Annotated in this window: 4 protein-coding genes; all 4 read right to left on the reverse strand. The window is 67.2% G+C overall.

What is annotated here, in order from left to right:
* Positions 1–11: 11 nt before the first annotated feature.
* Positions 12–1,046, reverse strand: a complete 1,035-nt coding sequence (locus tag GJV37_RS18440; RefSeq protein WP_054907836.1) for a chemotaxis protein CheB — start codon at positions 1,044–1,046, stop codon at positions 12–14.
* Positions 1,039–9,468: an Hpt domain-containing protein gene (locus GJV37_RS18445; RefSeq protein ID WP_170858005.1), complete on the reverse strand. Its 8,430-nt coding sequence runs from the start codon at positions 9,466–9,468 to the stop codon at positions 1,039–1,041. The genes GJV37_RS18440 and GJV37_RS18445 overlap by 8 nt, the downstream gene beginning before the upstream one ends.
* Positions 9,469–9,492: 24 nt before the next feature.
* Complete coding sequence (locus GJV37_RS18450; protein ID WP_170858243.1) at positions 9,493–10,356, reverse strand: CheR family methyltransferase; 864 nt, start codon at positions 10,354–10,356, stop codon at positions 9,493–9,495.
* 62 nt (positions 10,357–10,418) lie between these two features.
* Positions 10,419–12,467, reverse strand: coding sequence for a methyl-accepting chemotaxis protein (locus GJV37_RS18455; RefSeq protein WP_024766236.1), 2,049 nt, complete (start codon positions 12,465–12,467; stop codon positions 10,419–10,421).
* Positions 12,468–12,473: the final 6 nt, after the last annotated feature.

Here is a 12,473-nt window from a genome sequence, read left to right on the forward strand (position 1 = left end):
CGGGCCTTATCTCACTGCGTGACTGCGCCGACGCATTGCTCGGCGAGGTGATTGACCAGCGCCGCCGCGAGTTCGCGCGGGTCGCCGGAGAGGGTGCTGTAGCCGCCTTCGCGCAGGCTGTCGGGCATGCTGGAGCAGGCGCAGCTGTCGGCGCGCTGGGTCCAGATCGGCGCGCCCTGGCGGCGCACGTAGGCCGCGGCGGCGCTGCCGTCGCTGCACATGCCGCTGAACACGATCACGCCGCAGCGCTCACCGTATTGCTGCGCGAGATTGAGCATCATCTGGTCGATGGACGGGCTGTAGGGTTCCGGCCAGCTGCGGTCCTGCACGTGCATGCGCGCCGAATCGTCGAAGCCCAGCTCGCGGGAAATCGGCACCACCACCACTTCGCCGCAGCGCACCGGATCGCCGTCGCGCACGCTGTTGACGTGCCACTGACTGTGGCGACCGACGGCTTGGGGCAGGTTCGCCTCGAACGAGGCATCGATGTGCTGGGCATACAGGAAGCCCACCGGCAGGCCGCCGGGCAGCGCGTCGAGGAAGGTCTTCACCGCCGCCGGGCCGCCCAGCGAGGCGGCGAGCAGCCAGACCTGCGCGGCGGGTTCACCGGCCTTGAGCGGTGAGGCGGCGAGGTCATCGGGCAGCGTCACGCGGGTGGGCCGCTGCGCTTCGTCGAGCAGCGCCGCGAGGCTGCGGCCCACGCCGGCGCTGGGGTCACCCACCAGCTTGCGCAACTTGGACACCAGCCGGCGTTCCCAGCGCGGGTAATGTTCGGAATGCCGCTCCGGCGCGTGGCCTTCGCCGAACAGCACGGGTACGCGCGACTGCTCCAGCAGGTTGTCCACCAGCGGCGAGTCTTCCTGCTGCGCCAGGTCCACCAGCCACAGGTCGGTCTCGCAGGCGTCCAGCTGGTCGCTCTCAAGGCGCGCCGGATCGGCGTTGAGCACCACCTGGTAACCGTGGCCGGCCAACGCCTGTGCCAGCACGTGGCGCTGCAGGGAGGTATCGGCGATCACCGCAATGCGCGGCGTGCTCTGCTCAGACATGGGCCTTCACCAGCTTGTGGATATTCTCCAGCAGCTCGGACTCCTGGTACGGCTTGCCCAGGTACTGGTTGACGCCGATGGCCAGGGCACGGTCGCGGTGCTTCTCGCCGGTACGGGAGGTAATCATGATGATCGGCAAGTCCTTCAGCTGTTCATCGTGGCGCACCAGGGTGGCCACCTCGAAGCCGTCCATGCGCGGCATCTCGATGTCCAGCAGCATGATGTCGGGCTTGTGGTCCTGCAGCTGGGCGATGGCGTCCACCCCGTCCTTGGCGGTGAGCACGTTCATGCCATTGCGTTCCAGCAGGCGGCTGGTGACCTTGCGCACGGTGACCGAGTCGTCCACCACCATGACCAGGGTCGGGCGCTGGTGCTCGATTTCCGCCACGCTCGGGCCTGCCAGCTGGCGGCGCGGCGCGTGCTGGATGAGCTGGGCGTGGAGCACGCGGATGGTCGCCAGCAGGTCGAGAATCACCACCACGCGACCGTCACCGAGGATGGTCGCACCGGAGATGCCGCTGACGCCGGCGAACTGCGCACCGAGGCTCTTCACCACGATCTCGCGCGAGCCGGCCAGGGCGTCCACCTGCACTGCCACGGCGTGGTCCGCCGAGCGCACCAGGATCACCGGCAGCGGCAGCGACTGACCGACCAGCTTGGGATGCTGGCCGTTGTTGAGCAGGTCGCCGAGGTATTTCAGTTCATAGCTCTGGCCGGCGTATTCGAAGCTCGGCGCGGCGCCGGACTCGTCGGCGGCGGCCTGTTCGTAGAGTGCCTCCAGCTCGTACGGGGAGACCCGCACGATGCCTTCGATGGTGTTCAGCGGCAGGGCGTAGAGGTCCTCGCCGGAAAGCACCATCAGCGCGCGGTTCACCGACACGGTGAACGGCAGGCGGATGTCGAACTTCGTCCCCTCGCCAACGCTGGACTGGATGCTCATGGAGCCGCCGAGTTGCTTCACCTCGGAGTTCACCACGTCCATGCCCACGCCGCGGCCGGAAATCTGCGTGACCTTCTCGGCGGTGCTGAAGCCGGCCTCGAGGATGAACTGCAGCACCTCGTGGTCGTTCAGCTCGCTGTCATCGGTCATCAGGCCGCGCTCGATGGCCTTGCGGCGCACCGCTTCCAGGCGGATGCCGGCGCCATCGTCGGCGAGGGTCAGGAGGATGTCGCCACCCTCGCGGCCCAGGGTCAGGCGGATGGTGCCCTGCTCCGGCTTGCCGGCGATGCGGCGCGCCTCGCCGGACTCGATGCCGTGGTCGACCGCGTTGCGCAGCATGTGCTCCAGCGGTGCGACGATGCGTTCGAGCACGCTGCGGTCCATCTCGCCTTCGGCGTTGCTGACCACGAACTCGACCTGCTTGCCCAGCTCGCTCGCCACCTGGCGGACGATCCGCCGCAGGCGCGGCACCAGGCGGTCGAACGGCACCATGCGGGTGCGCATCAGGCCTTCCTGCAACTCCGTGTTGACCCGCGCCTGTTGCAGCAGCAGGGTCTCGGCGTCGCGGTTCTTCGCGGCCAGGGTTTCCTTGAGGTCGAACAGGTCGGAAGCGGACTCGAACAACGCGCGGGAGAGCTGCTGCAGCTGCGAGTAGCGGTCCATTTCCAGCGGGTCGAAATCTTCGTAGCCGGCGCGCTCGGCGTCGGCCTGGTGGCGCGAGAGGATCTGCGCCTGGGTTTCGGTATCCAGACGCCGCAACTGGTCGCGGACCCGCTCGATGGTCGCGTCCATCTCGCCCAGGGTCGAACCGACGTCGCTCACCTGCTGCTCGACGCGGCCGCGGAAGATGGAGGTCTCACCGGCGAGGTTGACCAGCCCTTCGAGCAGTTGCGCGGGTACCTTCACCAGTTCCTGCGGCGCACGGCGCGCAGCGGCTTCCTGGGCGGCTTCCTGGGCACGGCGAACGAAGGGCAGCACCACCGGCGCATCGAGGCGCTGCGGTACGGCAGCGGCCATGATGGCTTCCGGCAGCACCGGCAGATTCACCGGAGCCGGCTGTTCGGCGACCGGTTCTTCATCGATGGCTTCCTCGAACTGGCTTTCGGCGCTCGAGACTTCACCCAGGTGCAGGCGCAACTGGTCGACCTCGGCCTGCAGGCCTTCGAAGCCGGACTGCACGTCCAGCAACAGGCTTTCCGGCCAGGGCGCGCCCTGCTGCTGGGCTTCGCCCAGGTGCTGTTCGAGGTCGTGGGCCAGGTCGCCGAGGCTGGTCTGGCCGGCCAGGCGCGCACCACCCTTGAGGGTATGCAGAATGCGCAGCAGCTCATCCAGCGCGCCGTTCTCGCGCTCGGCGTCCCAGCGCCCCAGTGCCTGCTCCATGCCTTCGAGCAGGTCGTCGGCCTCTTCCAGGAAGATATCCAGGATGTCGGCTTCCGGGCCTTCGGGCGCGGCGGGCTGGGAGCTGATCGCGTGCAGGCTGACGCTGCTGGGGATGCTCAGCTGCTCTTCGGGGTTGGCACGAAATCGGTGGATCGCGTCAATCAGCGATTCACCTCCCGGCACCCGGCGGTGCTGTTGGACGGCCTCGAGCATTTCGGAGAGACGGTCGTGGCAACGCTGCAGCAATTCGAAGAGCGTCGGGCTGGCGCGCAGGCGCCCGCCGCAGAGGCCCTCGTAGAGGAATTCCAGTTCGTGGGCGAGGTCGCCGATGGGGCGAATCTCGGCCATCCGCGCGCCGCCCTTGAGGGTGTGCAGGTCGCGTTGCAGCGCTTCCAGCTCGACGCTGTTGTCGGGGTTGGCCATCCAGCGCGTCAGTGCGCCGGAGGAGCTTTCGAGGATGTCGAAGCCTTCCTCGAGGAAGATTTCCACCAGTTCCTGGTCGCGGTCCGGGTCAAGCTCGTACTCGCTGTCCTGCACGCCTGTCGCCTCGGGGGCAGGCGCCGCGGCGGCGGTGACAGGCTCGATGGCAGCCGGCTCCTCGGCGGGCTCGGCTTCGGCCTCTTCGAGGAAGCTCTGCAGGTCGATCTCTTCGGGCGCAGCGGCCGATTCCGGCTCGGCTTCGGATTGCAGCCCGGTGCCTTCGAGATCGATGCTCTCAAGTTCGGTGCTTTCGAGATCGGTCCCTTGGAGCTCCTCGGCGCTAGCGGCCAACGGCTCGGCCTCGGCGGGCAGTTCCAGCTCGATATCGGCATCGTTCGGGGCAGTAGTTTCCAGTAGCTCCTCGGCCTCGCTCTCATTCGCCGCAGCGTCCAGCTGCGGCTGCGCAGCCAGCGCCTGCGGTGCGTCCAGCCCGGCGGCCGGATTCTGGCGGAAGGTGCGGATGGTCTGCACCAGGTCGGCCGGATCGGTCAGCGCCTGGCCGGCCTGCAGCTGATCGAGCTGGGTCGCCAGGCGGTCGTGGCAGGTGCGCAGCAGGTCGCCCAACGGCTGGCTGTGCTGGAAGCGGTGGTCCAGCAGGCCTTCGTAGAGTGATTCGAGTTCGTGGGACAGATCGCCTATCTCGCGGATTTCCGCCATGCGCGCACCGCCCTTGAGGGTGTGCAGGTCGCGTTGCAGGGTCGAAAGCGCAGCGAGGCCCTCGGGCGAAGCCAGCCATTGGTCCAGCGCCTGGCCGGCGTTGTCGAGGATGTCGACCGCCTCTTCGAGGAAGATCGCCACCATTTCCTCGTCCAGCGCACGCGGCGGTTGCTGCGGGGCGGGCTGGGCGTGCGGGGTTTCGGCGGTGATGACGTCATCGTCATCGTCGTCGGCGGCACCACGCGGGGCACCGTCGTTATCGCTGCGCGGCGACCAGCTCAGGCCGTCGGGCAGGTTGTCGTCGTCCACCGGGCGGCTGTCGAGGAGGAATTCCTCGTCTTCGGCGGGGAAGTCATCGGCGGTCAGGCTTTCCAGGTCGACGAACTCGACATCCGGGGCCTCTTCCGATGGCTCGTCCTGGACGGCGGGCACCGGTGCATCCAGCAGGCGGTGCAGCGCTTCGACCTGTTCCGGGCGGGCACTGACCTGCAGCGCTGCCGCCACCTGGTCCATCATGCCGATCAGCGCCTCGTGGGCGGTTTCGGCGGCGGAGAAGAAGGCGTCGCCGGTTTCCAGGCGACCCTGGCGCACGGCGCCATAGACTGCCAGCAGCGCATCGGCGAGTTCCGCCATCTGCGGCAGCTCGGCCATCTGCGCACCACGGCTGAGGGTTTCCAGCTCGTCGTAGAGGGCGCCCAGTTCGTGGCGCTCCTGCGGGTGCTCGCGCCAGCGGCGCAGCAGATCCTCGGCGTCGAGCAGGATGTCCATGCCCTCGGCGAGGAACATGCCGATCAACTGCGGATCGTTGCCGCTGCCCTCGCCGCTTTCACCGCGGCGCTTGGCCTCGGCAGCCTCCAGGCGCTCCTGGTGAACCTGCGCGATGCGCGCCAGGAGTTCCGGGCTGCCTTCGATGGGCGCCAGCGGGCGACCTTCGACGAGCTGGTCGAGGCCGACGCGGAACAGACCTTCGGCGGCGTGCAGCAGTTCCGCCTCGCGCAGATCGACCTGCAGCAGGTTGGTCTTGAATTCCTTCACCAGCCGCTCCAGCGGCGTGGCGATTTCGGCGATCGGCAGGATGCCGGCCATGTGCGCGCTGCCCTTGAGGGTGTGCAGGGCGCGTTGCAGGTCGTCGGTCACCGGTTGCGGCAGCTGCTGCGCGCAATCGGCGAGGAAGCCGACCAGGGTTTCCAGGTGGGCTTCGGCTTCGTTGCGGAAGATCTCCAGCAACTGCGGATCGAGGCTCTCGTCGAGCCCTTCGTTGGCAGCCTGGGCAGCGATCTCCTCGACCTCTGCCAGCTCGGGGGTGATGTCCTCGACCTGCGGCGCCGACTCCGGCAGCCCGCCACCGGGCGGCGGCACCGGCTGCCCCTTGGCCAGGGCATGGGCGGTAGCGGCCAGGCGGTCGACGTCGTCGCGCTGGCGCTGGGCGCTGGCAGCGTACTCCTCGACCAGTTCAGGCATCAGCGCGACCACATCCTGGACCACCTGCAGCACGGCAGGCGAGGCGGCAATGCTGCGGTCGAGCACGCGGTTGAGCAGGTTCTCTATGGACCAGGCCAGCTCGCCGATCACCAGCGCGCGGACCATTCGGCCACTGCCCTTGAGGGTATGGAAGGCACGGCGAATCTCGGTCAGCGAGTCGCGGTCGTCGGTGTTGGCCAGCCAGGTCGGCAGGTGCTCGCCGATGGTTTCCAGTACTTCGCCGGCTTCTTCGATGAAGACTTCGCGCAGCTCTTCGTCGATGGGTTCTTCATCGGCGGGAGGCGGCAGCAGGCTGGGCGGTACGTCCTGGGCCGGCGGGTTGATCGCCGATACCGGGGCGGCCATGACTTCGGCCAGGGACAGCGGCTTGGCCGGTGCCTCGGCGACGACTTCGGGCTCGGCCGGCGGGCTGGGCAGCTCGACTTCCGGCAGGTCCAGCTCGGCGATGTTCTCGTCGCTCCAGGCTTCGGCCTGGACGGCGGGCGCCTGGGGCTCGACCAGCGGTTCCAGCGCTTCCAGCTCAAGTGGCGCGTCGACGCTGAAGTCGACGCCAGCGTCCAGCGCGGTCGGTTCGCTCAGCTCACCCAGGGTCCAGTTGTCATCGCTGACCAGCGAGGTTTCGGCGCTGGACGGTTCATCGCTGGCAGGCTGGGCGGCGAAGCTCAGGTCGTCCAGGGCTGCCAGCGGTGCGGGTTCGACCGTTTCCAGGCTGGCGAAGCTTTCGTCCAGCTCCAGCGACGGTGCGGGCGACTCGGCAGTCGGCTGGCTCAGGTCGATGCTGAACCAGTCTTCCTCGGCGGGCTTGTCGCCGGCCGGGGTCAGCGACTGCATGTCCCAGGTCAGCTCCTCCACCGGGGCCGGAGTGGCCTCCAGCGTCGGCAGGCTGGCGAAGTCGTCGAGCAGTTCCGGAGTGGCCGGGGCTTCGCTTGGGGTGCCGGACAGGTCCGGCGATTCCCAGGATTGTTCGGTCGTTGCCGGCTCCGCCTGCGCGGGCTCGTCGAATCGCGGCGTCTCGGCCAGCGGGAGGGCATCGTCCAGGCTCCAGCTCAGCTCATCGGCCAGCGGTTGCGCGGGCGCCTCTTCCAGCGTTTCGAGAGTGAACTCGATGCTGTCGGCCCTGTGGCTGTCGTCCAGCGACCAGCCTTCATCGGCCAGGGTGGTGTCGGTGATCGGTGCGGCCGGCTCCAGTTCGATATCCCAGCTGAGGCTTTCCGGCTCCAGGGTCGCACCGGGCAGTTCAGCCGAGGCAGCCAGCGGCGTGGCCTCGTCGAGAGTCCAGGCGCCCGGTTCGGCGCTGGGCTCGGCAGCGGGCAGGCCGGAGTCCAGCTCCAGGGGTTCGAAGGTGAAGCTCGCTTCGGCTTCGCCAGCAGGCTGGGCGTCGAGTTCGGTCGGGAGGTCGAAGTCGGCCGGCAGTGCGGGTTGCTCCCCGGCGACAGGCTCGACAACGGGCTCCAGCGATTCGAAGGTGAAGCTCTCTTCACTGTCCGCAACAGGTTGGGGCGTATCGAGGTCGGCAAGGTCCAGGACCGGTTCGTCCACCGGAGCCAGCTCTTCTGTCGGGGCAAGCTCGGCAGGCTGTTCGAACGCCAGCTCTTCGGTCGGGGTGATATCGAGGCTCGCGGGCTCGAAGCTGTCGGCGATTTCCACCGGCGCGGCCAACTCGGGGACGTCTTCCACCGGGACCGCTTCGCTCGGCTCGGCCAGCGGCTGTGCGGCCAGTACGTCGATCTCGTCGAGCGGGTTGTCCAGGGGCGCAGGAACGTGGGCGCTCGGCTCGACATCGAGGATAGACGGGCGCGGCTTGAGCGAGTAGCCCAGGCTGTCCAGGCTCTCCTCGGCGACGTCGAGGATCATGTCGCCCTGGGTGTTGTGGTCTTCCGACAGGCGCTCTAAGTAGTACTCGACGCTGGTGATGGCGTCGGCCAGGGTGTCGAGGCTGTGCCAGTCCGGCACGGCCTGGCGCACCAGCAGTTGTTCCTGGATGTAGCGATTGCAGTTTTCCAGCAGTTTCGCCGCGCGTTCCTGGGAGATCATCGCCAGTCCGCCGCGAACCTGGGTCAGCAGCTCCGGCACGCGGGCCAGGTGCTCGTGGTTCCATTGCGAGGCGATGAACTCGATGATCGCGTCCTTGGCCAGCTCCAGGCCATTGCGCGCTTCCTTGATCACCACCTGGTGGATCTGCTCGACATCGGTGGTCGGCAGGACGTTTTCTTCGCTGCCCGGCTCTTCGCTCGGGCCGACCATGCCGGCCAGGGTCGCTTCGACATACAGCAGCGCACCGGCGACATCCATCAGGGTGGCGTCGTTGGGCTGGCGCTGGCCGTGGGCGAGCGCGCTGACCACCTCGATCTGGTCGAGGATGACCTTGCGCGGCTGGCCGAAGCCCAGCACGGCGAGGGTGTCGGCGATCTGCTTGAGTGGCGCCAGCAGGCTACCCAGTTCGTTCACGCCGCTGCGGTCGCTGCGCACGAAGAGGTCGAGGCTGTCCTTGACCCGCACCAGCTCCTCGCACAGAGCGCCAACCACCGAGCGCATGGCGTCGCGGTCAGGGCCGGCGAGACGGGCACGCTCCTCGTCCACCAGGGCGGCACCCGGCAGGGCGTCGTCGAGGCGGTACTCGTCCTTCACCGCACGCACGCGCGGCGACTGGTCGGAGGCCTTGGCGACGTAGAACAGCAGGTTCTTGATCAGTTCTTCCGGCGCCGCCTGGTTCATGGCGTCGGCGCCCTGGTCGACCAGGCGCTTGAATTCGCGGTCGACCTGGCGCAGCAGGTTACGTACCGAGGTGCCGTTGGCGATGCTGCCGTTGGCCAGGCCTTCGATCATCGCCGAGGCGATCACCCACAGGCGGCCCAGCGGGGCGTCCTTGCACAGCGATTCCAGGCGGGCGAACACGCGCGCCAGGTAGCCCAGGTTGGTCGGCAGGTCCTGGTTGCGGATGACGCCGACCAGGGCGACCTGCAGCATCTGCCGCAGCTTGCGCAGCAGCGCCGGCAGTTCGGCGGTGCGCAGGCGCGCCAGGGCGTCCACCGGCAGCACCGGCGAGGACTGGGAAAGGTCGGGGGAGAACAGGCTGGTTTCCGACAGCAGCTTTTCGCCGCGAGCGGTGCGCAGGTCGTTGAGCAACGGCAGCACGACCAGCGGCAGGTCGCGGCGGGCGCTCTGGATGCGCTCCAGGTACGCCGGCAGCTGCAGGATGGCCTGCATCAGCACTTCCAGCGCTTCGCTCTGGCTGGAGACCTTGCCGTCGATCAGCGCCTGGGTCAGGTACTCCATTTCCTCGGCGAGCAGGGCCGCGCCGTAGAACTCCACCATCTGCAGGGTGCCACGCACCTGGTGGATGTAGGCCAGGCAAAAGCCCATCCGCGTCGGGTCCTGGGGGTTCTCGACGTAGGATTCGAGGGCTTGCCGCGCCTGCTTGAGCGTTTCGGCAATCTCGCCTTTTACCCATTCCAGGGCGACATAATCGTGCCGATCACCCATAGCCACTCCACTCATGTGTCTGTGTCATCCCTTCCGGGTAAAGGCCAGAACGCGCTCATCGGCGACCGGTTCGAGCAGCGGGTGGTGCCAATCGGCCACCTCACCCACTCCGATCACCAGCAGTCCCCCAGGCGCCAGCCGCTCGGCCAGGCGATTGAGGATGTCCCGCCGCCGCCAGCGGCGGAAATAGATCAGCAGGTTCTGGCAAAAAATCACGTCCATGCCGGACATTGGCGCCTTGGCCAGTTCCAGCACATTCAGCCGGGCGCAACAGACGCGCTCGGCGAGATCGGGTATCACTGCGTATCGACCGTCATCCTGCGCGCTGAAGTAGCGCGTGGCCAGTTCCGGGTCGATGTCCTCCAGCTTGCGTGCCGCGTAGCGCGCCTCGCGCGCCCGGGTCAGGGCATTGAGGCTGATGTCGGTGCCGGTCACGCCGAACAGCGGCGCCAGACCTGCATCTTCGAGTACCTTGGCGGCCACCATGGCGAGGGAATACGGCTCCTCGCCGCTGGAACAGCCGACGCTCCACAAGGCCAGCGGCCGGTTCGGGCCGACCTGTTCGAGGCGCTGACGGAGGAAGCCTTCCAGCACTTCGAATGAAGCCTTGTGACGAAAGAAACGGGTTTCCTGAACGGTGAGGCGGTCCAGCAGGTTCGACCACTCGACGGCGCCGCGCGGGCCATCGGTGACCTGTCGGTAGTAGGTGCCGTAGTCGGCGATGCCCAGTTCGCGCATCCGCGCGCCCAGGCTGGTCTGCAGGAAGGCGCGGCGTTGTTCGTTGACGACGACACCGGTCCGGTCTTCCAACAGTGCCTGCCAATCGCGGAAGTCCGCGGCCGACATGTCGGCCAACGGCTGCAACGACCAGACGCCACTTGCCTGCATGTCGCGCCCCTCGCTCAAGACTGTCATGCGCTACCCGGTGAAGAGCAGCGCACCTCCTCTGCTCAGGCCTGTTCGGCGATGTCCGGCAGTTTGAAGCCGGATACGGAGTGACGCATCTCGCCGGCCATCTTGGCCAGGTTGCCAATGCTGCGCGCGGTGGCGGTGGTACCGGCGGAGGTCTGCGAGGTGATCTCCTGGATCACGTTCATGGTGTTGGAAATGTGGCCGGCGGAGGAGGCCTGCTGGCGGGCGGCGTTGGAAATGTTCTGGATCAACGCTGCCAGGGTCTTGGATACCTTCTCGATCTCTTCCAGCGACACACCCGCGTCCTGCGCCAGGCGGGCACCGCGTACCACCTCGGAGGTGGTCTGTTCCATCGAGATCACCGCTTCGTTGGTGTCGGTCTGAATGGTCTTCACCAGCGCTTCGATCTGCTTGGTCGCCGCGGAGGAACGTTCCGCCAGTCGCTGTACTTCGTCCGCTACCACGGCGAAGCCGCGGCCCGCGTCGCCCGCCATGGACGCCTGGATCGCGGCGTTCAGTGCGAGGATGTTGGTCTGGTCGGCAATGTCGTTGATCAGGCTTACGATGTCACCGATCTCCTGGGACGATTCACCCAGGCGCTTGATCCGCTTCGAGGTGTCCTGGATCTGCTCACGGATGTTGTCCATGCCGGTGATGGTGTTGTGCACCACTTCGTTGCCCTTGTTGGCGATGGCTACGGAACGTTCCGCTACCGCCGAGGACTCGGAGGCGTTCGCCGATACCTGGTCAATGGACACGGCCATTTCGTTGATCGCGGCGGAGGCGCCGGCGATTTCCTGGGCCTGGTGCTCGGAAGCCTCGGCCAGGTGCATGGCGGTGGCCTGGGTTTCCTGGGCGGCGGCGGCCACCTGCACGGCTGTCAGGTTGATGGTTTCCACCAGCTCGCGGAGCTGGTCGATGGAGTAGTTGATGGAGTCCGCGATCGCACCGGTGAAGTCCTCGGTCACGGTCGCCGCCACCGTCAGGTCACCGTCGGCGAGGTCGGCGATTTCGTCGAGCAGTCGCAGAATCGCCGCCTGGTTACGTTCGTTCTTCTCGGCGGTCTCGGCCAGTCGGCGGTTGGTTTCACGCACCATCACCAGGCCGATGAGGATGATCGCGCCGAGGGCGAGGATGCCCAGCGCCACGCTGGCGACCTGGTTGAACACACGGCCTTCGGCCAGGTTCTCGAAGCCGTTGGCGAGGTTGGAGGCCTTGTCGAGCAGGGTCTGCGACCCGCCGAAGATGGTGTTGGCGGCCTCACGGACCTGGAACAGTTCCGGGGAGGTCTCGAGGATCTCGTCCACCGAGCCGGAAACGAATTCGAACAGCTCGGCAATCTCGTTGAGGCGGTCAACGGCCTCGGCGTTGGTCACCTTGGAGATGCTCATCGCCGCGTTGCCTTCCTTCATGCCCTTGAGTACGCGACCGAAGAGGCTGGCGTCACGGCCGAAGCTGTCGGCGGCCTGCACGGAGTTCTCGTCACCGGCGAGCACCTTGTTCACCGAGCCGAGGATACGTTCGGCCAGCAGCGACTGGCGCTGGGCTACCGCGACCTGGTCGGCCGGGGCGCCGTTCTCCAGCAGGATGTCGACGACCTCTTCGTACTCCACCTGCAGCTGCGGGATGGTTTCGGCGAGGGTCGCGGCCACCTGGTGCAGGGACAGTACGGTCTGTTCGCTGGCGAGGATGGAGTCGGTGTTCTTGCGCAGGGTGTCCCAGTCCTTCTGCACATCCGCCATCTGCGGTTGTACCGAATCCGGGCTCGGCGGCAGGCCGGTGCTTTCGTCACCCTTGGAAAGGATGTTCCAGCGCTTCTCGAAGTCGTTGCGCGCTTCCTTGAGCAGCTTGAACGCCTCGCCCTTGCCCGCCGCGGCTTCCGTGGCGTTCTTGGCGATACGCTGGGACAGCACGCGCAGTTCGCCGGCATGACCGATGTACTGCTTGTCGTGGTCCGCCTGCTTGTTCAGGTAAGCGAAGTTGGCGAACAGCAAGACGATCGCCACGATCAGGACCACGAAGAGTCCGAGGATCAGCGAGCTGCTACGTGCCCCCGAGAAAAGACTGCCTGCCTTTATATTTTTCATATTCGG

It is taken from the genome of Pseudomonas nitroreducens (assembly GCF_010994165.1).
Taxonomy (GTDB): domain Bacteria; phylum Pseudomonadota; class Gammaproteobacteria; order Pseudomonadales; family Pseudomonadaceae; genus Pseudomonas; species Pseudomonas nitroreducens.

What these genes read in the sequence shown, in the direction of transcription:
- GJV37_RS18440 (WP_054907836.1), bottom strand. Translation starts at nt 1,046, where the DNA reads ATGTCTGAGCAGAGCACGCCGCGCATTGCGGTGATCGCCGATACCTCC.
- GJV37_RS18445 (WP_170858005.1), bottom strand. Translation starts at nt 9,468, where the DNA reads ATGGGTGATCGGCACGATTATGTCGCCCTGGAATGGGTAAAAGGCGAG.
- GJV37_RS18450 (WP_170858243.1), bottom strand. Translation starts at nt 10,356, where the DNA reads ATGCAGGCAAGTGGCGTCTGGTCGTTGCAGCCGTTGGCCGACATGTCG.
- GJV37_RS18455 (WP_024766236.1), bottom strand. Translation starts at nt 12,467, where the DNA reads ATGAAAAATATAAAGGCAGGCAGTCTTTTCTCGGGGGCACGTAGCAGC.